Genomic DNA, 24,263 nt, shown 5'->3' on the forward strand with positions numbered 1-24,263 from the left:
GTTCCTGCTCGGTGCGAGAACTTGCTGCCATTCGTTTTACAGAGGGAGAGCCATTGTTCATCCAAATCTATCACTTTATCAAAGACGAAATATTGCGTAACCAAATCGCGTATGAAGAGTTTCTACCCTCGATCAGAAGCTGTGCCCAATCGCTTGCTGTCAGCAAAAACACGGTAGAAGTCGCGTATCAGCTACTGGTATCGGAAGGGTACGTCACTAGCATTCCGAAAAAAGGGTATCAGGTGACGTACAAGGCAGAACCTCCTTTCGGGCAGCATGTAACAGAACGAGATGACCCTCGTATAACGCCGATTCGCTATGATTTTCGCTACGGCAACATCGAGCTGGGGGCATTCCCCTTTCATCCGTGGAATAAGCTGCGCAACAAGCTCATTTCCAACCATCAGCGAACGTATATGGTGGAGGGGCTGGCACAGGGCGAATACGCCTTGCGAAAAGAACTCTCGAAATTGCTGCATGAAACGAGAGGAGTCCTCGCTACGCCGGAGCAGATCATTATTGGAGCCACTCCGCAACAGTTGGTGTCGATGATCGTCCAGCTTCTGGACAGAGAGAAGCATGTGATTGGCGTAGAAAATCCGGGCTATGATGGTGCGAGAAATACGTTTCTCAACGGTGGCTACCGGGTACACGGTATTTCTTTGGACACAGACGGTGTATCCATCGAAGAGCTGAGACAAAGCGGGGCAAACATCATGTACGTGAGTCCTTCCCAGCAATTCATCAACAAAATGACGATGCCTTTGGAGAAAAGAAAGCAATTGACTCTATGGGCGCAATCTATCGCGCATTCGTATTTGGTGGAGGATGACTACGAATGGGAGTTTAAATATCAAGAGAGCTACATTCCTTCGATCCAGAGTCTGTCTCCCCAAAAAGTTGTTTACATTGGGCGACTTTCCAAAGCATTGCTGCCGCTCGTAAACGTCAGCTACGTTGTCCTTCCTTACGAGCTGTTATCACGTTTTCACCAGCGGGTACCTGAATACGATCAGCCTGTTTCCCGCCTGGACCAATTGACGCTAGCGGCGTATTTGTCCGATGGCTATTGGCATAGACACTTGCAGCACATGCGAAAAAACTATGTGGAAAAGCGAGAGGTGTTTCTTCAGGCAGTCGCTCGCTACATGGACGGACGTGTGGAAATAGAAGGCAAGGATACGGGGCTGCATGTATTTTTGACCGTAAAAAGTCAGTGTACAGAAGCGGAACTCATGGAGCGTGCCTATCAAAAAGGCGTAAAAGTCTACGGAACTGCCCGATACTGGCTGCATGATACACGGGAGCATCCGACGGTATTGCTAGGGTACGGAGCATTGACCCCCGAAGATATTCAGGAGGGCATTCGCTTGTTGGCCAGCGCCTGGTTCGAGTAACAGAGCAGCTTTCTGTCCCACTCATCTTGAACAATCTGTCCCTTTGGCCTCGGACGGCTATCCATTACGATGGATGGGACAGCGATTAGAAAGGGTGGGAAAAATGAAATTTATTTTTGATCTGGACGGGACGATCTGCTTCAAGGGTCAACCGATCTCTACAAACATTTTGGATAGCCTGCTTGCACTCGAACAGGCGGGACATGCCGTAGGTTTTGCCTCCGCAAGACCGTGCCGTGACATGCTGCCTGTCCTCGATGAGCGGTTTGCCAACCATCTCCTCATTGGCGCGAATGGAGCGATGACACATCACCAAGGGAGCTTGCAGGGCAGCGTGCCGATCCCGGATTGTCTGGCGCAAGAAATCATCAGCATTCTCGAGGATTTTCGCGCGCAGTATTTCATCGATGACTCGTGGAATTACGCACATAATTGTGTGTCGACGCATCCTTTTTTGAGCAATATCGATCCCAATCGGACAGCCAGCCGCGTGGACGTGGATCAACTGAATGCCGTGCTGAAAATCCTGATTTTATCGTGTGACCGTCACGAAGAATTGATGAAGAGAATCAAGGAACTAGACGTTACGCTGCATTATCATTCCGCAGAAGGCATTCTCGACCTCACGTATCGGGGGGTGAATAAATGGGCTGCCCTGAATCGTTTCGATGTGGCAGGGGAGCCGTTCATTTGCTTTGGTAATGACATGAATGATTTGCCGCTGTTTGAAAAAGCGCATCATTCCGTATTGATTGGCGACTATGAGCCGCTTCTTCCACTGGCAAAGGAAAAAATTACGATGGATGATCAAGTGGAGCAATCCATTGTCGCAAAATTGCGAGAGCTAGGAGAGAAGTATGAGTTAGCTCTTCCGTAAACGGAAAAGGAGGCCATCAAATGATGAATCCATTATTGGAGAAGAGACATCAGGCACTGCGCGAAGCAGAGACCAAAGCAGAGTTTTTATTTGCCACCATCGAAGAGAAGGGAATCATTCGCAGCGGTGTGACGGAAAAAGAGATCAACAAGGAGATTTACGAGCTGGCCTTTCAATTGTTCGGGATCAAAAAATATTGGCATAAGCGAATTGTGCGAGCGGGCAGAAACACGCTGTATCCGTACAGAGAAAACCCACCGAATTTGACTGTCTCCCCTGAAGATATTGTCTTTCTCGATTTCGGGCCCATTTTTGAGGACTGGGAAGCTGATCTTGGTCGGACGTATGTGCTTGGAAATGATCCGGTAAAACAAAAGCTACGCGACGATATTGAAAAAGCGTGGGACGAGGGCAAGACTTACTTTTTGTCCAAGCCGGATATTACGAGCAGTGAGCTGTTTGCCTACATGTGCGAGCTTGCAAAAGCATACGGTTGGGAGTACGGCGGTCCACACGCAGGACATCTCATCGGCGAATTCCCGCATGAAAAAATCCAAGGCGATGATATCGATAATTACATTCACCCAGACAACCACAAGCCGATGAGAGAACCAGATCAGCACGGTCAGCCGCGCGATTGGATCTTGGAGGTTCATTTTATTGATCGGGAACGGGAAATCGGGGGATTTGTGGAGAAGCTGTTGACGGTAGAGTAAGAGGAATAAAAAAACGCCTTTTCCAATCAGGAAAGGGCGTTTAATATGTAACTCTCCTTTGTCTAACTAATACATCACCATGTTCCCGGTCTTTTTCATATGCTTCTCCGCTTGCTTCAATAACAAGACGGTCGCTGTCACGAGCACCAGCAGAACAGCGGCGAGAAGTCCCATACTTGGCAACATGGTTTGCAACGACGCTCCCTCCATCAGCAGCTCGCGAATCAACTGAAGCGCGTAGGTCAAGGGAAAGCAAAAGGAAATGACCTTGGCCCAAACCGGAAAGGCCATCGGGGGCAGACGGACACCAGAAAAGATCAGCATCGGCTCATCCAAAACGGTGTACAGAAAGCTCGCGTCGCGTGAAAACAGAAAGAGCACACAGAGAAAGCCGCCCCAGACGATGGCCGATACAAGCAAAATGAGGAAGGCGAGTGGAGGCGCCCACCAGCCGCTCAATTGAATGCCATCGACAAAAAACAAGGCTAACAGGGCGAAGCAAAAGAACAGCCAGACCCCTTCGATCAGCGAGGAAAGTGAACGCCCGTACAGAAAAGCGAGTCGGTTGACCGGGCTGATGAAGATCATTTCCATGGTTCCCGCTTGCCGTTCAAAGCTCATTTGCCAGGACGACTGCACCAGGCACCAATAAAAGATGTAGCCTAAATAACCAGTCAACAGGAACAGCGGCAACTGCTCGTAGCTGATGAACCGGGCTAGTGGGGAATCAGCTCCCATACGGAACGGTGCAAACGAATAATAAGCGGTCACGAAATTAATGACAGGCCAGACCAAGAGCGAGAAGTAGATCATTTTGCTGTGAAACGAATGGCGATGCTCCTTGATGATTTCGGCCAAAAGCAGGCTGCCTAGCTGTTTCATGCGCCCCTCCGATCTGCCATGTGCAGGATGACGTCCTCCAGTGATGGCTGTTGGGTAGAGAGACGCAAGACAGGGGACTGGTGAGCAGCCAAGAGGGAAAGCAGCGGAGTTGTCATATCCGTTTTTCCTCGTAATGTCACTTCCCAGGTCTGCTCGTCTGTTTCTGCGATTTCACGCGAGCCGCCGTAATCTTGAGCCAGCTGGCGCAGATCGTAATCGAGCGAGTCGGAAAGAGAGGGGATCACTACCTGTAAGGCTGTATCCAGGTGGAGCGATTTGGTCAGGTGCTCCGGTGTATCATGCGCCACGAGCTTTCCTTTATCGATGATGTATACCTCGTCACAAAGCTCTTCTACCTCATGAATGTAGTGGCTGGTCAACAGAATGGCTTTTCCGTGCTGGGAAGCGAGCTCACTTACATGCTTGCGAAGCTGTCGGGCGATGGGGGCGTCCAAGCCGAGAGTCGGTTCGTCCAGAAACAGGTAACGCGGGTCATTGATCAGGCCGCGGGCGATTTGCAGTCGTTGCTTCATGCCTTTGGAATAGCGCTCGACAGGGGTGTTGGCGGCCTCATACAGGCCAACCTGCAAAAGCAATGTATCGATCCGATGGCGCAGTTCCTGCCCTTGCAAACCGTATAGACTTCCGAAATATTGCAGGTTTTCCCGTCCTGTCAGCCGCCAGTACAGCATGCGCTCTCCACCGGCGATCATGTTGACCTTGGCTTTGACGAAACGATCGTCCTTTACCGCGTCATATCCGTCTACCGTGATCGTGCCGCTGGTCGGGGTGAGTAGTGTGGAGCACATCTTGATCGTTGTTGTTTTTCCTGCACCATTAATGCCTAACAATCCAATGATTTTGCCGGGTACCATGCGAAAGGACAGATCAGCGACTGCCTCGACCTCTGTCCATTGTTGGCGAAACCAACCTTTTTTCTCCTTCACCCGGTATACCTTCCGTACATTTTCTGCAATCAGCATGATTGTTGACCTCCTCGTTCGTTATCCAAAAATCGATTCCATGACGCGTTTTTCCATCCGACGTATGCCCCACACCCCGATGACGAGATAGACAAGGGACAGGGCTGCCATATGAAACAGCTGTGGGGAAACAGCATGCAGCGGGGCTCCTTGAATCACGCATTGCCGAAAAGCATCCAACGCAGGCGCGAGCGGCATGATGAGACCGAGTGGTTGCACCCATTCAGGCAAATACGGAATCGGAAACGTTACCCCACTGACAAAGGCCATCACGGCAAACAGCGTGTTTTGTGTGATGTACGTATCGCGGAACCAAAGCATGAGACTGCCCAAAACGAGCGCCTGGCAAAAGAAAGCCCCTGTAGACAATATCCAGACAAGAACGGCGCTCCATACGTTCGTGTGAGAGAGCGTGAGTCCGAACAGCGCCCCCACCAACACAATCACTGAAAATTCAAACAGAGTACGCATGAGCTGTTGAGCGACATTCCCCAAAAAGTATCCTCTGCGCAAGGAAGGGGTGAGCAAAACCGCCTCCAAGGTCCCTTCCCGTAGCTCCGTAATGAGAGAACGGCTGACATTCATCAAGGTAGAGACGGCAAACGCATAAAAAGCTCCGCCGAGGATGGCGTACGACAAGTAATCGGACGAGCCGGTGAGATATGCGAAATTTTCGTCCAACTGCCCGGCAAATAAATAGTGATAGGCGAAAAAGGCGAACAGCACCGTATACACCCCGGAAAAAATGTGGCCGATGACAAACGACCACGGATAGGCACGAATCATTACGCGGGTATTGCGGATAAAGGTAGCTTTGGCGACATGAAACACGTTATTTCCTCCGTTCTGGGAGATGTGATGAAGCAGGTGGAGAGACAAGTCCGGGAACGGGCATATCGATGAACTCATGCAGATCGACGGCGAGTTGTTCCAGCCGTGATGCAATCGCGCGGTAAAATACATACCGTCCCCGCCGTTCACTCCAGATAAAGCCTGTGTCTACCAACAGATTCAAGTGCTTGTTGACGGCAGGCTCACTGATGTTGTGCAGGTCAGCCAACTGCTGCGTGCAGTAAGGATGAGCCAATAACGATTTGAGAATCGCCGTCCGTGTCGGGTCACTGAACACCTTCATTTTGCTGATGAAGTCAGTGGGAATCACCGAGGTGGCTCTGGTGCCGGGAACATCAACGGATAGGCACACGGAGATATGGTCGTCGTAAATGCCGAGCAACAAATGCGGCGCGACAAAAGTAGAGACACGCAAATGGATACGAGCCAGCTCCGAATAGCCAAATGTGTACGTTTTTGCCTTATGAAATTGCAAGAAGTTCTCGTGCACCTTCAAGCGCGGATGTACCTGCGACAAAAACGGAATCGGTTCCAGCTTGATCTGCTCTTGTGCTTCATGTACGGCGCGAACGAGCCACGGTTCAATCCGCCGTTCTTCCGTCTGGAAAAAAGGCAGGTAGTCGTAGCAAAACTCCAGAAAACTGCGCTTAGTCGAGAGCGGATGGCGCAAAAGCTCCCGATGCTCCGGTTTCAGTTCGTCAAAAATCTCGTCCGTACGCCCTTGCATCCAAGCATGAAGTTGTTTGGGATGATAGACGGGACCGATCATGAGCTGGACAAACTCACCAGCATCCATCGCCTGTACGCGCTCCAATGCGGCCTCAACAGAATGCTCAAAGCACTCCTCCCAAGGCGCCAGGAAGTCCATGGCATCGAGAAACTGATTGGACATGGAACTAAAATAGTGAAGCTTTTTCAAGAGCGAGGCAGGTAAAGCAATGAGCAACTCCTCCGCCCAATGCAAGCGGGAGGTATGATGCTCAGGCTTTGCAAGCACGTGGAGACTTAAGAAAAACTCATAGCCGGGTATGTATGCGACATGAAGATGCTTACGCAGCCAATCAGGCAAATCTTGCACCGAGCATCCTCCTTTCTTGTTCAATTAATCATTTGGTGAATTCAAATTGAGAGTGGGCAAAATTGAAGAAATTATGCCGGAGGGGCATCCCGATGTCAAGAGAAAGAAAAAGAAAACAACCACGGCTAACACATAGCGCGTGGTTGTGGGACGTATTACGTCTCGGAGAAACGAGAGCCGAGCGTCTGCACGGCTTGCTGCATCGCAGTCAAATCCGCTTCGGGAAGCGATTTTTCCTGATAGCGATATTGCTGATAGTAACGTGTGATGCGAGCGACTGCATCTAGCTGACCTGCATCTAGTAAAAGCTGTTCGCGCAGGCGATTGAAAAACTCTTGGGGTGTCTCATGCAGCTTGATTGGCATTCCTTGCTTCTCCATGAGTACGAGGAATTGATAGTAGGCGTATCTAGTGGGATCATCCTCTGGGCCGACGGGCTGTTTGAACCATTTGGCAGAGTCATCCTCAGCACTTTCTTTACTGGAAGAGGGGGGGATAGTGGACAACACGGTGTTTTGTGCAGCAGCCACTTCTTTTTCCCGCGTAATCGTCCCCTTGAAGCGCTTTTTCCATATGTATCGGCCGAGCAGGATCACACAGGTAAGGATGAAGGCAATGATTAAGTATGGCTGCAGAATAGAAAAGAGTGATTCTCCGAGCGGTATCTGTGCCTCGGGATTATCTGCTTTTTGTCCTGCACTTTCCATGAGTATCTGCATGCCTGCCTGTTTTTGGCTCGCCTTCTCGTACAAATGTTCCAACATTTCCACAATGAAAATAAGCACAGGCTCAAAGAGCGTATACAGCCCATTGCTGACAGGTCCTTTTATCCAACTCCAGAACCAATAGATGAGTCCAAGTGCGATAGAGCTGACAGCCACATAACCCGCGATCAAAAGAATACGAGTGCCGAGCACTTGACTGCCGAGCATCAAGCTAATACGTGCAGGCAGCCTCGTAGAAAGTGATCCTTCCCGCAGCACGAACGCCACAGTCGTCACCAACATATAGCTGAGAGTAATGAGGATGAGCATGGAAAAAGAGGCTGCGAGCGAATAGGAACCCGGGTCAACAATGGAAGTGTAAAGTACAGCTATCACGAGCTGCATCAGGCCCGCCATCAACGCCAGAACAAATCTGCGTTGCAGACTGTCATGTCGATAACCTTTCGATGCGGCACTTTGTACTCTCCAAAAATAAACAGCAGCCAGTACAAGCGCGATGAGCCAAGAATCGTAGAGATAGAAGCAGCCCATTCCTATGAAAAAAACAAGGGGGTACAGCAACAGATGGAGCGTAAATCGACCGCCACCACCATAGTACAACCAGCTCCCCGCCATGAGCAGAATCGCTGCGACCAGGCAAAACGTGAGGAGTTGAGTAAAGCCTGCTGTCATATACCCAAACAAGATCAGGAAAACGCCCGTCAGCATGGCCTCCAGCCAAAACGCGAGCGTCCAACGCCCCATCAAGGAGAGTGTCATCCCATCACCACGCTCCTTTTTTTCAAGCGAGCATGCTCAAAACGCTGGATGGTGACAGGGTCAGAAGAAACATCCAGTACCGCAACCTGATGACCGTATTGAATAAGGCGCTCCGCTGAGGCTTGTAAGGATGGGTCCATTCGTGGTGTCACAATGAGAATGGCTTCCTCCCCATGTGCCCCCTCTAACCGACGAAGAACAGGCGCCAGTGGCGTCGTCACAAAATGGTGAATTTGCGCCAGCTGGGTCATGACGTGCAAGTGGTGTGCCTTGCCATTTCCCGCAGGCAAATGAAAATGCTCTCGTCCTCGTTGCTTTACGGTAAGGTACAGCTCATATCCGACCGATTTTCTCCTGCACAGGCCAGCCAAAGCCGCAAGACAGGAGATCGTCCGTTCATTGGTCATATCGTTATACTTTTGCATCATTGGTTCATAGGAGGGCAGGATATGCCCGACGATTCGCCAGTTCGGATGGGCTGTATACTCGAAAAGACGCGTCTCCAGTGAACCTGTTTTGGCGGTTGCCTTCCAATGGATGTGCTTGAAACGGTCGCCTGGCATGTATGACCGAACACCACGCTGAAAAGTGGGGTCGTCCTGTTGGCGCTGACGAGAGAGCCGATTCCCGTCCGGTTCCGATTCAGCGAGCACGACGGGAGAAAGAGCAAGAGGCAACGGATAGACCAGCAAGGAAAAGGAAACCGACAATGTCATGGCGGTAGGCTCCTCACCCAATAACGGCAAAGTCTCGGATTGAACATCTCTCAGCCAAACTGTGCCGCGTTTGTTCGGGACGAGAATCAAGGTGCGTGTAGCACTTTGCCGCATCGGCAGATCAAACCGCAGGCGAACGCTAGTCCGATGATTGAGGAGTCGCACCTCGTCTGCGCCTTCCACCGAAACATGCTCCGGCAGTGTGAAGCGAAGCCAGGTAGCAGGCAAAGGCAGCCACGAACGATTGTGCAAGCGAACTGTAATGTGCACGGGTGTCCCTGACAGGACGCGCGTTTGATCACTGGACCATTCGAGCGACACCCACTTGGACATGGACTTGGCCCACCAGTCTTGTGCAGCGGGGAGAAAAAAGAAAAAGCCCCCAAACAGAAAGAAAAACCAGTGGCCCGAAAAAACGGCGAAGAGCAGCAAGACAAAACCGATTACGTGAAAGGTTTGCTTGGTGATCATAGCACTACACGCTTTCTTCGACGGGAGCGGGGACGCTGGTCAAGATTTGCTCCACGACTTCCTGCTCCGTCACATGCAGCTCTGCTTCCATAGAGAGGCGGATGCGGTGGGCTGCCAGACTTGGAAACACCACTTTTACATCATCTGGCAAGACAAAAGTACGACCAGAAACGAACGCGTAAGCCTGAGCGGATCGCAACAGGGCGAGCATGGCGCGCGGACTGATGCCCACCTCAACCGAGCGATGCTGGCGAGTCGCTTCCGTCAGGTCGATGATATAGTCTTCCACTGGTTGGCTGACGTGAACAGTTGTGACCTCGCGTTGCAGAACCGCAATTTGTTCGACAGTGATGACCGGCTCGACCGCCTCTAATGGGGAGTCGCTGCGGAATCTCCGCAAAATTTCTTTGGCATCCTCTCTTGTACCGTAGCCAAGAGACAGCTTGAAAAGGAAGCGGTCCAACTGTGCTTCCGGCAGTGGATAGGTCCCCTCCGATTCAATCGGATTTTGGGTAGCAATAACCAGCATGGTCGATGGGAGTGGCAGGGTGACGCCTTCAATCGTAACCTGGCGTTCCTCCATGCATTCCAGCAAGCCGGATTGAGTCCTGGGAGTGGCCCGGTTTATTTCATCTGCGAGCAAGACATCCGCAAAAACAGGTCCCTTGCGCAGTTCGAATTCACTTGTTCGTTGATTGAACACGTGTAGACCGACGACATCAGATGGCAGTAGATCCGCGGTGAATTGCAGACGGTTGTAAGAGCCACCAATTGCTTGCGCCAATGTTTTGGCAAGCACGGTTTTTCCCATTCCGGGCAAGTCCTCCAGCAATACGTGTCCACGGGCGAGCAATGCCGTTACTAATAGGCGGATCTGACTTTCCTTGCCCACGATGACGCTGCTGACAGCATGCTGAAGGTTATCCAATGTCGGATGAGTCATGAAAATTCTCCTTTTCCCATTCAAAATTGAGGAGTCGTACGGTTTTTATTATATATGGAATATCCTGTTAGTTACAAATTTTCGAAATAATATTCCCGTAAGCGCAGCGATCACGATGACGGCACCTACAGAGATGTAAAGAGGGCGAATCCCTACCTGATCGCTCAGCTGTCCGCCAAGCCAAATACCGACGGGCATCGTCGCACGTGCGATGAGCAAGCGGACAGACAGTACACGCCCCATTAGCTCGGAAGGAACGTGAAGCTGATACAGGCTAGTACTGTGTACTTGGAAAAACGGAGCAAACAGACCAGCCAGTAGTTCGATGGTGATTGCGAACCAGATGTCATGGGTAAAGCCTATTGCAACAAAGCTCAAGCCACCTAGTACCAGTGATCCCAACATGATCAGGGGCTGTCCGAAGCTGCTACGGAAGCGAGGGACGAGCAAGGAGCCGAAGAAATATCCCAATGGATAGCCAGCCAAGAACAAGCCTACATGAAATGAGGTGCCTTGCAGCTCGCCGGCTACAAAAGGCAGGTTTAGTACGAGTGTGACTCCGACAGCGAATTGGACGAGAGCTGAGTACAGGCCAAGCCAGAGCAGAAGGGGTTTCTGCCAAAAAATCGCTAGACCAGCCTTAAACATGACGAACCAGGATTGCTTCTTGTTGGCAGTATTCGCTGGGGCGATTGGACAAAGAACCAGAAAGAAACCGCTGAGCGCATAGCTGATCGCGACCAATGCGAGTACGGCCTCACCACCAATACTCGCCACGAGAATTCCAGCCAAAGGCGGACCTGTAATCAAGGCAATTCGCAGGACGCTATCCAAATACGCATTGGCTTGGAGGAGTTGCTCTCTTTTGACCAGAGTAGGGAGGAGCGACTGACTGGCTGGCACATACAGCGGTTGGACGAGACCGTTGATCAAAGCAGTGAAATACAGCGGCCAGAGCGATTCTGTCCCGGAAGTAATGACTGCAAAGGACAAACAAAACGCAGCAGCTCGCATCCATTGAGAAAAAAGCATGACACGCTTCTTATCGAATCGGTCGATGTACGGCCCAGCTACCAACTGAATCGCGAGCGACGGCAAAAAATACAGAAGCCACATCTGTCCGACCGCACCTTGTGAGCCTGTTGCCTGATAGATTAACCAGCTATTGGCGAGGGTACCGAGTGAGGCGCCGAGTTCTGAAATGAGCTGACCGAAAAGAATCCAACGGTAAGAACGCTGCTGCCAGACAGAGGCTTGTACCGCGTTTTGGTTCATGGGTTGCTCCTGTCCAGGAAGTCATCCCACATCAGGGGAAGCTTGTCCAGCGTATGACGGCGTAGTCTGTAACGGGAGCCTGCTTGTTCAACGAGATGGGCAGACCGCAGCATGGACAGGTGATGGTGCACGGTCGATTTCGCCATGGAGAGTTGATCGGTTATCTCTTGCAGACTCAGGTCCTTTTCCGCCAGCAATTTGACCATGCGTAGCCTGTGCTCGTCTCCGAGTGCTTTTAAGGCTTGCACCAGTGAAGGGGGTGGCTGATAAGGATCTACAGCATCGTGCAAATTTTCGTCGGCCACAGGGTAATAAAAAATTTTCGTCCCGACAGCATCGGCCTGTACGGTCCACGGGCGATAGATCGCTTGTGGAATCAGCAGTACGCGTGTCACGGCAGGCTCAGGGAGGTAGTTCGAACCCGTCGCATACTCTACCAAGGCTTCCGGGGTGAGCTTTCCTAGCTTGTTTTGCTTTTGCGACCAATCCCGTTCTAGCATGCGAACGATTTCTTCCTCACGCGGCTTGATGTGAGTGGTATACCAGCCTTCCATCAATTGGAGAATATGGCCCCGCAGCTCTTCTGTATCAACGGAAGTAATATGGCCGATATACGATTCAAAAAAGAGGTGCGCACGGCACGCTTCCTGCAAAGCGGCGCAATCATCTTCGCTTCCTTGTGCAGCCTTCCGCCGTGCTTCCTGAATATTTTCACCGAGATAAGGGAGGGCCTCGTATCGGAGCTGTTCGGTTGAGAGATCTCTGACATACGAGAGAAAGGAATCCAGATCAGCGAAAGGGCAAAGATCGAGCAGTTGCAAAAGCGTCTTCCACGTGTTGTGCTCCTTCGCATATTCGACCTCTTGCCGTACAGAAGGTGATAGCTCGTCCAACAGTTGGCGCCAGTAGGCAGGAGGGTGTTCCATCGTGTGATGCAATTGATCGTAGGTAGCGGCAGCGATTCCCAGGGCAGCTTCGAATAAAGGAGAATACGAAAGCTCAACCCGGTAGGTCGTTCGTTCACTGCCAATGTTCAAAATCTTCATGTGATCATCCTTCCAAAATTTGTGCATGATTGTATTTTATAAATACCGAATGTTAAATTCAATGTTTTTCGAACGAAAATAGAAAAGGAAAAGAAGAATCACAAAATCTCTATCCAAAGAGATGACATGATTCTTCTTTCTGTAAAGGTATGGTTAACCTACCGTGGATAATTGCAACGCACGCTGCAGGGCTTGCTCCAAATCGGAAATGATATCGTCAATGGATTCTGTGCCGACGGAGAGGCGAATAAGTCCCGGGGTCACTCCGGCTGCTGCCTGCTCTTCTTCCGTCATCTGCTGATGTGTTGTGCTCGCTGGGTGAATGATGAGTGACTTGGAATCTCCGACATTTGCGAGATGGGAGAACAGCTTCACTGACTCGATCAATGTTTTTCCTGCCTCAACGCCACCGCGAATGCCAAAGGTCAGAATCGCGCCAGCACCTTTTGGCAAATATTTTTGGGCCAATTCACGCTGGGAGTCTGACTCCAATCCCGGATAACTCACCCACTCTACGGCAGAGTGATTGGTAAGGAATTGGGCTACTGCCAAGGCGTTTTGGCTATGCCGCTCGATGCGCAGATGCAGAGTTTCTAATCCTTGCAGGAACAAGAAGGAGTTGATTGGGGCGACTGCTGCTCCGATATCGCGCTGGAGCTGAACACGGGCCTTGATAATATAGGCAAGCGGACCGACTGCCTCTGTATAGACGACGCCATGATAGCTGGGGTCTGGTGTAGTCAGACCTGGGAATTTTCCGTTGTTCCAGTCGAATTTTCCAGAGTCTACAATGATACCGCCAATTGCCGTTCCGTGGCCGCCGATGAATTTGGTGGTGGAGTGCACGACGATATCGGCCCCGTGCTCAAAAGGACGGCACAAAATCGGAGTTGCAAAGGTGTTGTCCACGATCAAAGGCACGCCATTTTCGTGAGCAATATGGGCGATCGCCTCGATATCAGCGACATCAATGCGCGGGTTTCCGATTGTCTCGCAAAACACGGCTTTTGTCTTTTCATTGATATAGGACCGGAAATTTTCCGGATTGGATTGATCTGCAAAATGAACCTTGATTCCAAGGCGGGGAAGCGTGTGGGCGAACAGGTTGTAGGTACCGCCGTAGAGGCTGCTGGAAGCGACGATCTCGTCTCCTGCATGCGCAATATTTAAGATCGCGAATGTAATGGCAGCTTGCCCGGATGCGGTTGCGAGTGCGCCAACACCACCTTCAAGTAAGGCAACGCGCTTCTCAAACACATCCTGCGTGGGATTCATGATACGTGTATAGATGTTCCCAAACTCTTTTAAGCCAAACAGGTTGGCTGCATGCTCCGTATCGCGGAAAACATAGGAGGTCGTCTGATAGATCGGAACAGCACGCGAGCCTGTTACAGGGTCAACCTCCTGTCCACCGTGTACCGCAAGTGTTTCTGGCTTCCATTGTTGTTGATCGGACATGTCCATCTCTCCTTTTACTATGGGGAATCGGCAAATAAAAAAACGGAGCATTCTCCTGAGAAGAAGAAGCTCCATCATGCACGGGCTTTTGTTCATCTCTCAGAATCACTGGATTCTGCAGGAATTGGCACCATGCAGCTAGTCTGCTGGTTGCCGGGCTTCGTAGGGCCTGTCCCTCCACCGCTCTTGATGAAAACAATTGTTGTCGTAATTGTATGAAAATAAAACCTTGCTGTCAACGATAAATATACAGTTATCGGGGAGGTTTTTATGTATATATGAATGAAGGTGGTTCACCCATGCCATTAATTTGTAACGGTTTTGTCTCAAGCTGTTCACAACCCGTGTGGCTATTGCCGCAGCGAAATAGGAGATAATGGTAGAAAATGGGGAGTATGGATGCATGGTGAAGCCAAGTGCTCTTCGCGTTAGAAAAGTAAAAAAGCGTGTGATATCATGGAGGTGGTTACAACTGATCTGATTGTACATATAGGAGGATAAATAGCGATGAGCCATGGAGTAAAGGAAATTACACCACAAGAGCTGTTGGAAAAGCTGGAAGCCAAAGAGGAACTGCAAGTCATTGATGTACGTGAAGTGGAAGAGTGGAATGCAGGTCACATTAAAGAGGCAAAGCTGATCCCGCTCGGCTTTTTGCCACATCGCATTGATGAATTGGATAAGAACATTCCGATTGTGATGGTTTGCCGCAGTGGTGCCAGAAGCAATACAGCAACAGAGTATTTGAGTGCACAAGGATACGACGTGGCAAATATGGTTGGCGGCATGCTCGCATGGCCAGGTGAAGTGGAACAGTAAGATGTGATAGAAACAGTGTGAATGCCTCCCGTGTGTAATCAGGAGGCATCACGCATGGGACAAGCAGGGAGGTAGCAACCCGTGAGTGAAGGAGCACAATTGCAGCAGGAATCTGCAATGAAAAAACATTGGTTTCCTGTGTTAGCTGGTATTATCCTTTTGGCTATCATCGGAGTATTTGGTTATAATTACATGACAGAAGAGAAGATCGAAGTGTTGAAGCCGATCGCGGACTTCACCTTGGACAACAGTGACGGAACAACCTATACATTTAATTCAAGTGCTGGCAAGGTACGATTGGTAGAGTTTATGTTTACCAAGTGCCCGGATATTTGTCCAGCGACTACGTTCAACATGGCCAAGCTGCAAGATCAGCTGAAGGAAAAGGGACTGTTCGGAGACAAAGTGGAGTTTGTTTCCATTTCTTTTGACCCTGATAACGATACGCCGGAAGTCTTGCAGGAGTATGCAGCCAAGTTCAAGGCAGATCAGAGTGGCTGGAAGTTCCTGCGTGGGGACGCTCAGGCTGTAGAGAAAGTGACGAAGGATTTTGGTCTGATGGTCATTAAGGAGCCAGATGGTTCTTATTCCCATACAGCTCGCATGTTCCTGGTGGATGGAGATGGAAACATGCGCCGCGCATACGGGATGGCAGCCAACATGGAACTGGATGTCATGATGAAAGAGATGGTACAGCTCGCTGACTAGCGGGTCTCCTCATAGGAGATGTTTACGACTTCTTCTGTCTGATTCACGAATTCAATATGAACGAGTAACGCCCACCTGCGATTGCTTTCTTGAAGCAAGAGCTTAAACGTCTCTTCCGACGTGGTGGGCGTTTTTTGTTTTCGTCCGAGATGCAGGTAATCCACAATTTGAGCGCTTGGATATCGCTTCATCGTTTCCTGCATTGCGAGTCTGCCCCATTTTGCATAGGAAGGCTGGGCGTAGGTAGGGACCGTCTGAAAGATGAAGAGGAAAAGTACGATAGAGAGAAGGGGCATCATGTTCCGATAGCGAAATAGGCGACGAGCGGTTTGCACTTGCTGATCCCTCTCCTTTTCGAAATGGCTTGCCATGTATTTTGAAGACTTTTCGGAATATGATTCGTAGAAAATAATGACAATGAAGTGCGGGAGGTATTCGATGCATTACTTGCTCATTCCCTTATTTGGCGTTCCTGTGTTAGTGGGGGTTCTTGCGGCGATTTTCCAAAAGCCTCCTTTCTGGAAAAAATGGGGGCTCACGATTGCTTCAGCCGTATTGATTTACGGGGGCTGCTTTGCCGCGAATGTATATTGGCAAATGAAGTATGGTATTCCGGTGCTGCCCACGGAGGCCGACTTGGAGGTATTTTTCTATTTTTGTATCCTGTTGGTGTTTGTTTGTATCCTCCTGTATATTGGCTTTTTGATCACGATGAGAAAACAGTTCTGGAAGATGAACCTCGTTTTTCTATGCACAGCTTTTGGTTTGTTTAGTTTTTTTGCTGCTGCCTTTTTAGGGATGGGTCCCTTTTTGAAGAAAGCGGAGTACGTTATCGTCGTACAAAAAGCAAAAGACCAGTGGAAAGAGGCGAAGATGGACAATGAGAAGCCCATTGACCTCGCCCTCGTATACAGCAGACAAGAGTGTACGAAAAATTGTGCCGGGTATCCTTATTCAAGCCTCATTTTGGTACGGAATCAGTCGGACCAGCCGTTGGAGATCGATTTGAAGTTGCGATTGAAAAACAAAAGCGGTGCCGTATTAAAAGAAGTCGAGGCCGTACCACTACAACTCTCTTCAGGAGAAATTACGGAGGTATGGACGGGCGATTCTTATGCGAAGCACGACTTCTGGGCGAGAGCTAGTGTCGTTACCGATGAACGAGTTGCCGATTTGGAGTATCAGTATTCGATTATTGACCGAAGATGAATGTGTGGAATAGACAAGACTGGGTGAAACGAACGTCTTACGTTGTGATATAATAAGAATGGCATGCTTGGTTCGGATTCCCATAATCATGCACGACGATGTTAGGAGGAAAGAGTTTGAGCGACGTTAAGATTTTCGCGATGGGCGGCCTCGGCGAGATCGGAAAAAATATGTACTGCGTCGAGTATGAGGACGAAATCATCATCATTGACTGCGGGGTGAAATTCCCCGAGAACGAAATGTTCGGTATCGATCTGGTTATCCCAGATGTTTCCTATTTAGTGGACAACCAGCACAAGATCAAAGCACTTTTGTTAACGCACGGACATGAGGATCACATTGGCGCGATTCCTTATATTTTACGGCAAATCAAGGTGCCGATTTACGGTGGTCGTCTGACCCTGGGCTTGGTCAAGGCGAAGCTGGAAGAGCATCGTTTGCAAAATGAAGTGAAGCTGATTCCGATTTCGGAAGATACGGAAATTCCATTTGCGAAGCTGAAGGCGACATTCTTCCGGACGAACCACAGTATTCCAGATTCTCTGGGAATTGTGCTCCATACACCAGAGGGTATGGTCATTCACACGGGTGACTTCAAGTTTGACATGACACCAGTCGGACAAACAACGGAGTACGGAAAAATTGCACGCATTGGTGCGAGCGGAGATGTTTTGGCGCTTTTGTCCGATAGTACGAACAGTGAGCGTCCTGGATTTACGATGTCAGAGAGATCGGTAGGGGAAGGGATTCTCGATGTGGTACGCAAAGCGCGTGGACGCATCATTCTGGCTACCTTCGCTTCCAACGTGCATCGTCTGCAGCAAGTGGTAGATGCTGCAGAGCAGTGCAATCGCAAAGTAGCGGTTATTGGCCGCAGTATGGAAAAGGTATTCTTGATTGGTCAAGAGCTGGGCTATATTCAGATGCCAGAGGGCATGCTGATTGATATTAAGCACATCGATAATTACGCGGACAACCAAGTGCTGATTATTTGCACAGGCAGTCAAGGTGAGCCGATGGCAGCGTTGACCCGGATTGCATCCGGATCGCATCGCACTGTTTCCATTTATCCGGAAGATACGGTGATCATTTCTGCATCTCCGATTCCAGGAAACACGATCAACGTAAGCCGCACGATAGACAAGCTGTACCGTGCAGGTGCTAACGTAGTATTGAGTCACGAATTTGATATTCACGCATCGGGTCATGGCAGCAGCGAAGAGTTGAAGCTCATGCTGAACTTCATTCGTCCGAAATATTTTATCCCGATCCACGGGGAATACCGGATGCTCAAGACTCACTCCAAGCTGGCCCAACAGGTTGGGATCGAGGAGAGCAACATCTTTATTATGGACAACGGCGAAGTGCTGAATTGCAACCGCGAAAAAGCGTGGCTCAGTAAAGTACAAGCAGGGATTGTTCTCATTGATGGCAGCGGTATCGGCGACGTCGGCAATATCGTCCTGCGCGACCGCAAGCATTTGGCTGAGGATGGCTTGATGGTCGTGGTTGTCAGCCTGGATATGAAGAACTTCAAAATTTTGACGGGCCCAGATATCGTGAGCCGCGGCTTCGTATATGTACGCGGTTCAGAATCCTTGATTCAGGAAGCGACACAGCTTGTTCGTGGGCGCCTACAGGAAGCATTGGATAAGAAAATCAAGGAATGGTCTGAGCTGAAGTCACAAATTAATGAAGTGATCAAGCCGTTCATTTATGAAAAAACAGGCCGTAACCCAATGATTCTTACCATTTTGATGGAAGTGTAGCTCCTGCTTTCTCGGGTAGGCGCAGTCGGGGTATAATAATAAGTAAGTTGAACTTCGTGATAAAAAGGAGAGTTGCCCAATGATGTCTTATGAAGCATATATGAGCCAAGTAATTCAACCGATGCGCGATGAGTTGACTCGCAACGGTTTTCAAGAGCTTCGCACTGCTGAAGAAGTAGAGCAAGCATTGCCAAATGCAAAAGGCCTGACACTTGTTGTCGTGAACTCGGTTTGTGGCTGCGCAGCAGGACTCGCTCGTCCAGCAGTTGTACATTCCTTGAACCACACTACCAAGCCGGATAACATCTTCACTGTATTCGCTGGTCAAGACAAGGAAGCAACTGCAAAAGCTCGTGAGTATTTCGAAGGCTATGCTCCATCTTCCCCTTCCTTCGCGATCATGAAAGACGGCAAAATCATGACCATGATCGAGCGTCATCAGATCGAGAACAACGAACTGGCAACAATCGCTGGCCTGTTGACCAACGCTTACGACACTTACAAATAAGAAATGCGAAACATTAAGAGGCGCCCGGTAACGGGCGTCTTTTTTGACAGACTTGGTGTTAGTAATCGTTTGAAATGGGGCTGTAGTGAAGAGAAGAATATTTCCAGTCTAGGCTCCAGGCTCCGTCCATCTGAGGGTTAAGACTGTCCGCTCCGAAGGGATTCGCGGGGAAACGCAAAAGTGGTAGCCGCTACGCCGTATGGGCACGGTTGCGTTTCTGTTGCCCGCGAATCCCTTCTCCGCTCGGTAGGACTCCACAAGTCGCTACACCTGGAAATATTCTTCTCTGTCGTTACTGAGGACATTTCTTCATTCTTTCCAAAAAGCGAAACACGCCTTTAAGCGGCTACCTCTGAAATGCATCCTGATAGGACCACTTTGGACGCGGTTTCGCTTTTTGCATGGAGTCGTGCAGTCAATCCCCCAGTGGGTGGACCTAGAATCTGAGCGTTTTCTCCTGTTTCCTCCCCACCACTACAGCCCAAACTCAAACTTATTGGGATTGATTCCCTTTAGTTATTATACTAAAATATTTAATAAGTATAATAATGGAGGTGGAGAGAAAATGAACAAGCTGGTAGTGATTACAGGCGTGACACGTGGGTTGGGCAGAGAGATGGTCGAGCGTTTTCACGAAGCAGGCTGGACAGTTGCAGGCTGCGGTCGTTCGGAAAAAGAGGTGCAAAGACTGCGTCAGCAATTCGGAGAGCAGCATCATTTTTCTGTTGTCGACGTTTCGGTCATGGAGCAAGTGGAAAAGTGGGCAGAGGAAATCAAAGCCGAGGTGGGAGTTCCCGATCTGTTGATTAACAATGCTTCCATTATAAATCGGAACAGTCCAGTCATTGGGCTTGCAGCAAATGAGTTTTCAAGAGTAATGGACATCAATGTGAATGGTGTTTTCTATGTGATTCGCGCCTTTTTACCGTTTATGGTTCAGCGCGCAAAAGGAGTCGTCGTCAATATCAGCTCGTATTGGGGAAGACACGGGGAAGCGTTTTTATCGCCGTACTGCGCTTCGAAGTTCGCCATCGAAGGATTGACGCAATCATTGGCAGCCGAATTGCCTGAGGGAATGGCGGCAGTGACGCTTGATCCAGGAGGCAGTATCGATACTTCTATGCTCCGTTCATGCTCACCAGAAGATGTGGACACCGCACCGAATCCGGTAGAGTGGAGCCGTGTGGCGGTACCGTACATCATCAGTCTTGGTCCGAAAGACAACGGAAAGTCACTTACCTGCCCACCTGTGAGAAAAAGAACCAACTGAATATCATTGCCATTGTTTCATTAGCTGTCGAGATACCCTCGGCAGCTTTTTTGGTACCTGTCGATGGGAGACTTTATTCATCGATTATTTGTCTTCCATAAATATTTTTCAAAAAAAGTTGCGATCTTTTTCCACCATTTTCCGTCGTATTAAGGTGTACAAGCAAAAAGGTGATAGCTGCGCAGCGTACCTTTTTGAACCTGTAGCCCTCGATACAGGTTTTGATATGGGGAGGAAGACAGATGCAGGACGACAGGCTGATCATTGAGGAGGTCCTCCAAGGGAACAAAGAGGCGTATTCTCAGATCATACAAAAATATAACAAAAGGGTCAGATTGCTCATTCGCAAGATGATCGGACAGCCGCATCTTGAGCAGGATATGGCTCAGGAGATCTTTATCAAGGTGTATTACCATTTGGGTGACTACAGCAAAAGCTCCGAATTTGGTGCCTGGCTCTACAGGATTGCCACCAATTATTGTTTCGATGAACTGCGTAACAGGAAAAGATCGATTGCGGTTACGGATGCAGAGATCGAAGTGGCTACCAGCCAAACACCTGAAATGGAGTACCTTGCTAAGGAGCAGAGGGCCTTTTTGCAAAATCGAATGATGACCCTGGAGTCCAAATACCGCGTCGTCCTGGAACTGCGTTACCTCCAATTTTTGAGCTACGAAGAAATTAGCGAGGAGCTGGATGTTCCCATCAGTACGGTGCGAACACGTCTTTCCAGAGGCAGGGCCAAGCTCAAAAATGCCATAACGAATTCGGGGAAAGGAGGGGACCTCTACCTATGACATGCTTGGATACATTCATGCTGAACGCGTATTTGGAAGACAAGCTTCCTTTGCGAGTGAAACAAGACGTACAACGGCATCTGGATACATGCAGAGCGTGCCAGATCAAGTTTGAGCAATATTTGGATGAGCTGGATATACCCGATGATGAAACAGAAGATGTATGGCAGACGGGATCAACAATCCAAAATGTCATGGAAAAGCTCCCCGCATACCCGATGAACGTGCTCAAACCCGTTCAAAAACAACCGGTTCAAATAAATTGGAAAAAGCGGAGTGTGGATATTGTGAAGAAAACAACGATTGCAGTTGCAGGGTTGGCTATGGTAGTCACATTCGGAACAGCAGTTTCTCCTACGTTTGCGAGCTATATGAATGGGATCTATGCATCGATCAATCCGAGTGAGATCACGGTAACAAAAGGGCCTTACAATGCGAAACAAGTAGTCAACCTGTTTGATAAAAAGCAGACGGACATTGGCGTACTGAAAGCGGCAGAAAACGGGTTTGTACAGCCGCTTGACTTGAAGGCGACAGACCAAGGGCTGACCATGGAAATCAATGCGGTTGTAGCTGATCCCTTGCGTATCATAGTTCTGGGCTCTGTGAAGGACTCGTCAGGCAAAAAACTTCCTTCGTTCTGGAAGGATCAGTTCACGTTCATTTCAAGCGACAATTTGAATGAATTCAGGGAAGTTCGACTGAAAGATAAAAATGGCAAAGTAATCACGAGAATAGATGATAAATCGCAGGAATTGCTGCCCTGGCTGCCGCTGCCGAACGGTGAAAACTTCGCCTTCGGCTACCAAAGCGATATGGACGATTTCTTTAATGAAGCGAATCCAATGCCGGACGAATTGATTTTGGAAATGCGCGTGAAGCGCCTGACAGATACGAAAGGCACGTGGAATTTCGATATCCCGATTGATATGCGACCAGCAAAAGCAGCCATGAAAACAGTAGCGGTGAACAAGCAGTTAGAAACTCCGACCGGGACCACAGTGGAGTTAAAGGAAGCGCGCTTCGCCCCTACTGGTACGGAGCTGAAGTTTACGACCAGCAAGCCAGATAGAAAACTACAGGGCATTCGTTACGAGCTCGTGGATGAAACGGGTACCGTAGTGGGCAAATGGGATGACATGATGCACGACGATGAAAGGGATGACAATCTCGTTATGATAGCCGAGAGTTATGGCGCGGGGAGTTACTCGCACATGGACTATACTAGAAGGGAACCATTGACGAGTTGGGTTCATTCGTACATGCCAATAGACCCGGCCAAGAACCTGACACTGAAGCTCGATGCAGTCTATACAGCAGAAAAGTCAACGCTCCAGACAAAGCTGCCATTGGCTGAACTGAAAAAGAAACCGATCACTGTAAAAAGTGACGGAAATGAATTTACTTTTAAATCCGTGAAGAAGGAAATGGAAGATGATATTACGGTTTACACAATTGAAGTAGAGGGCAAGTTTGCCAAAGATATTGTCGGAGTTCCATACGAGTGGAAGGTGTCCGATGATAAGGGGAATGATGAAGGGGGCAATTTCTTATTCGACCAGACAGTCAATGAGGACGGCACATCGAACATCACAGGCCAACTGAAGGTTTGGAGTGAAAATGCAGATGTGAAGGAACTGACGGTTGGTTTCAACGCGATGTTCAAAGAGCATAAGGCAGATTGGGAAGTATCCATTAAGGAAGAAAAGAAGTAGTGTAACCAAAAAGCCGCCAGTTCCTGAAAAAGGATCGGGCGGCTTTTTGGCAATTGAAATCAGTATTTAGCAACCTCTGTTTGTTTTTCCCGATGAAAATAAGCATGTAACAGACAGAGCAGGACCGAACCCGCAGAGACAAGTGTTGCCAAGAACAGAGCTGGATGAATTCCGCCATGGTCATACATGAACCCCATAGCCAGCGGCCCCAAGAGCCTTCCACCAGTTGTAATCGCCCCTACGACTCCCAAATAAAATGGTGCATTCTCTCCGGTTTTTTCCGATATAAAAGTAGGGATAGTTGGCGAGATGAGCATTTCTCCAAATGTAGTGATAACCATTCCGACAACAAATGCGTAATAACTACCGTGGTAGACAAGCATACACCCAAAACCGACAGCATACGCGATGGCACTGACGACGAGTTGGGCAGACAAGCTCTGATTCAACAGCCGCTTGATCCAGGACGTGATGGGCTGCCCGGCAAAAATGATGATGCCATTAATCGTCCACAGCCAGCTATACGAAGACAGTGGCATACCCTGCTCTGTAATGTAAGGAGCAACGCCAGTGTTCCATACCGTATTGGAAAAGAAAATCAATGCTGCGCCCAATGCCATAAACAAGTACAATTGGTAGCGGAATAGCAGGGTAAAGTTGTTTTTTACGCGATGCTTTTGCTGTTCTTCCAGGTTTTCTCCGACCAGCTCCTGATGGGATATGTTCTTCATAAAAAGAAAGAAGAACAAGGCAAACAATAAGGTGCTAGTACTGTTGAACCAAAATGTAAGCTGGAAGGATAAAGTGGCAATGACGCCAGCCAACGCGGTTCCGATTGCCATCCCCAAATTATTGCCGACGTAGACGATGTTAAATAATTCGCGACGCTGCTCTTTCCAGCGAAAACCGATAAATGCTTGAATAGCCGGGAATGACAGGTTGAAGGTAAAACCAAGCCCCATCATAAGAATCAGGTAGACAGGCCAGCTCTGAACGAAAGGAATGGAAAACTGAATAAGTCCTTGAATAATCAATGCTCCGACAATAAGACGTTTGGCACCGAGTCGATGAAACAACGATCCGCCGATGAATTGGCCGAAGATTCCAGCCAGAGATTGGATCATCAAGACGAATCCGGCTTCTGTCATGGAGCGTTGCAAAATGGTATGTACGTATAAGGTAGTAAGCGGCCACATAAAAGCGCTCCCGGAGGAGTTAATAAAGCTGGCGATGAGGAAGAAAATGGCCTCACGTGGATAGCGATTGAGGAAAGCGGACGGTGATATCACG

The 24,263-nt window shown here is 49.3% G+C and carries 23 protein-coding genes and 1 riboswitch; of the genes, 11 read left to right on the forward strand and 12 right to left on the reverse strand.

All coding sequences use genetic code 11. From position 1 onward, the window contains the following. Positions 1–11: 11 nt before the first annotated feature. From pdxR to HP567_RS05115, 3 genes are all read left to right on the forward strand, one after another. Complete coding sequence (pdxR, locus tag HP567_RS05105; RefSeq protein ID WP_173611877.1) at positions 12–1,397, forward strand: MocR-like pyridoxine biosynthesis transcription factor PdxR; 1,386 nt, start codon at positions 12–14, stop codon at positions 1,395–1,397. A gap of 103 nt (positions 1,398–1,500) precedes the next feature. Then, positions 1,501–2,274: an HAD family hydrolase gene (locus HP567_RS05110; RefSeq protein ID WP_173611878.1), complete on the forward strand. Its 774-nt coding sequence runs from the start codon at positions 1,501–1,503 to the stop codon at positions 2,272–2,274. Between the two features lie 20 nt (positions 2,275–2,294). Continuing rightward, positions 2,295–2,990 (forward strand): M24 family metallopeptidase, encoded by a 696-nt coding sequence (locus HP567_RS05115; RefSeq protein ID WP_173611879.1) that lies wholly within the window; start codon positions 2,295–2,297, stop codon positions 2,988–2,990. Between the two features lie 66 nt (positions 2,991–3,056). On the opposite strand, the gene HP567_RS05120 is transcribed toward HP567_RS05115, so the two are convergent. From HP567_RS05120 to HP567_RS05165, 10 genes are all read right to left on the reverse strand, one after another. Further along, the gene (locus HP567_RS05120; RefSeq protein WP_173611880.1) at positions 3,057–3,872 is read right to left on the reverse strand and encodes an ABC transporter permease; all 816 of its coding nucleotides are present in this window, start codon (positions 3,870–3,872) and stop codon (positions 3,057–3,059) included. Next, a complete protein-coding gene (locus HP567_RS05125) occupies positions 3,869–4,855 on the reverse strand; it encodes an ABC transporter ATP-binding protein (RefSeq protein WP_173611881.1) in 987 nt (328 codons plus the stop codon). The genes HP567_RS05120 and HP567_RS05125 overlap by 4 nt, the downstream gene beginning before the upstream one ends. 21 nt (positions 4,856–4,876) lie before the next feature. Then, positions 4,877–5,686, reverse strand: a complete 810-nt coding sequence (locus tag HP567_RS05130) for an ABC transporter permease (RefSeq protein ID WP_173611882.1) — start codon at positions 5,684–5,686, stop codon at positions 4,877–4,879. A 1-nt stretch (position 5,687) separates the two neighbouring features. Then, on the reverse strand, positions 5,688–6,785 hold the full coding sequence (locus tag HP567_RS05135) for an ArsR/SmtB family transcription factor (RefSeq protein WP_173611883.1): 1,098 nt from the start codon (positions 6,783–6,785) through the stop codon (positions 5,688–5,690). Between the two features lie 155 nt (positions 6,786–6,940). Further along, positions 6,941–8,269, reverse strand: coding sequence for a DUF4129 domain-containing protein (locus tag HP567_RS05140; RefSeq protein WP_173611884.1), 1,329 nt, complete (start codon positions 8,267–8,269; stop codon positions 6,941–6,943). Continuing rightward, entirely contained in the window at positions 8,266–9,456 is a 1,191-nt protein-coding gene (locus HP567_RS05145; protein WP_173611885.1) for a DUF58 domain-containing protein, read from the reverse strand. The genes HP567_RS05140 and HP567_RS05145 overlap by 4 nt, the downstream gene beginning before the upstream one ends. Before the next feature lie 4 nt (positions 9,457–9,460). Continuing rightward, positions 9,461–10,399, reverse strand: coding sequence for an AAA family ATPase (locus HP567_RS05150; protein ID WP_173611886.1), 939 nt, complete (start codon positions 10,397–10,399; stop codon positions 9,461–9,463). A gap of 48 nt (positions 10,400–10,447) precedes the next feature. Continuing rightward, on the reverse strand, positions 10,448–11,674 hold the full coding sequence (locus HP567_RS05155; protein ID WP_173611887.1) for an MFS transporter: 1,227 nt from the start codon (positions 11,672–11,674) through the stop codon (positions 10,448–10,450). After that, positions 11,671–12,720 (reverse strand): ArsR/SmtB family transcription factor, encoded by a 1,050-nt coding sequence (locus tag HP567_RS05160; RefSeq protein ID WP_173611888.1) that lies wholly within the window; start codon positions 12,718–12,720, stop codon positions 11,671–11,673. Before HP567_RS05160 ends, HP567_RS05155 begins: the two co-directional genes overlap by 4 nt. Positions 12,721–12,873: 153 nt before the next feature. Further along, positions 12,874–14,178, reverse strand: a complete 1,305-nt coding sequence (locus HP567_RS05165) for a homocysteine synthase (RefSeq protein WP_173611889.1) — start codon at positions 14,176–14,178, stop codon at positions 12,874–12,876. 89 nt (positions 14,179–14,267) lie between these two features. Beyond that, positions 14,268–14,374, reverse strand: a riboswitch (SAM riboswitch). A 311-nt stretch (positions 14,375–14,685) separates the two neighbouring features. On the opposite strand from HP567_RS05165, the gene HP567_RS05170 reads away from it, so the two are divergent. Further along, on the forward strand, positions 14,686–14,997 hold the full coding sequence (locus HP567_RS05170; RefSeq protein ID WP_173611890.1) for a rhodanese-like domain-containing protein: 312 nt from the start codon (positions 14,686–14,688) through the stop codon (positions 14,995–14,997). Between the two features lie 81 nt (positions 14,998–15,078). After that, complete coding sequence (locus HP567_RS05175; protein ID WP_173611891.1) at positions 15,079–15,705, forward strand: SCO family protein; 627 nt, start codon at positions 15,079–15,081, stop codon at positions 15,703–15,705. On the opposite strand, the gene HP567_RS05180 is transcribed toward HP567_RS05175, so the two are convergent. Then, positions 15,702–16,040 (reverse strand): YqzG/YhdC family protein, encoded by a 339-nt coding sequence (locus HP567_RS05180; RefSeq protein ID WP_173611892.1) that lies wholly within the window; start codon positions 16,038–16,040, stop codon positions 15,702–15,704. The two genes, HP567_RS05175 and HP567_RS05180, sit on opposite strands and share 4 nt — an antisense overlap. Before the next feature lie 103 nt (positions 16,041–16,143). Between HP567_RS05180 and HP567_RS05185 the strand changes: the two genes are divergently transcribed. The 6 genes from HP567_RS05185 to HP567_RS05210 all read left to right on the forward strand — a co-directional run bounded on the left by HP567_RS05185 (position 16,144) and on the right by HP567_RS05210 (position 22,973). Next, a complete protein-coding gene (locus HP567_RS05185; protein WP_173611893.1) occupies positions 16,144–16,914 on the forward strand; it encodes a hypothetical protein in 771 nt (256 codons plus the stop codon). Positions 16,915–17,012: 98 nt separating this feature from the next. After that, positions 17,013–18,683, forward strand: a complete 1,671-nt coding sequence (gene rnjA / locus HP567_RS05190) for a ribonuclease J1 (protein WP_047073943.1) — start codon at positions 17,013–17,015, stop codon at positions 18,681–18,683. A 79-nt stretch (positions 18,684–18,762) separates the two neighbouring features. Next, a complete protein-coding gene (locus tag HP567_RS05195) occupies positions 18,763–19,191 on the forward strand; it encodes a BrxA/BrxB family bacilliredoxin (RefSeq protein WP_173611894.1) in 429 nt (142 codons plus the stop codon). A 565-nt stretch (positions 19,192–19,756) separates the two neighbouring features. Then, positions 19,757–20,461, forward strand: coding sequence for an SDR family oxidoreductase (locus HP567_RS05200; protein ID WP_173611895.1), 705 nt, complete (start codon positions 19,757–19,759; stop codon positions 20,459–20,461). A gap of 242 nt (positions 20,462–20,703) precedes the next feature. After that, positions 20,704–21,258: an RNA polymerase sigma factor gene (locus HP567_RS05205; protein WP_173611896.1), complete on the forward strand. Its 555-nt coding sequence runs from the start codon at positions 20,704–20,706 to the stop codon at positions 21,256–21,258. Continuing rightward, complete coding sequence (locus HP567_RS05210) at positions 21,255–22,973, forward strand: DUF4179 domain-containing protein (RefSeq protein ID WP_173611897.1); 1,719 nt, start codon at positions 21,255–21,257, stop codon at positions 22,971–22,973. The genes HP567_RS05205 and HP567_RS05210 overlap by 4 nt, the downstream gene beginning before the upstream one ends. A gap of 59 nt (positions 22,974–23,032) precedes the next feature. Here the strand turns inward: HP567_RS05210 and HP567_RS05215 are convergent, their stop codons facing one another. After that, positions 23,033–24,262, reverse strand: coding sequence for an MFS transporter (locus HP567_RS05215; RefSeq protein ID WP_173611898.1), 1,230 nt, complete (start codon positions 24,260–24,262; stop codon positions 23,033–23,035). Position 24,263: the final 1 nt, after the last annotated feature.

Origin of the sequence: Brevibacillus sp. M2.1A (genome assembly GCF_013284355.2) — a bacterium.
GTDB lineage: Bacteria > Bacillota > Bacilli > Brevibacillales > Brevibacillaceae > Brevibacillus.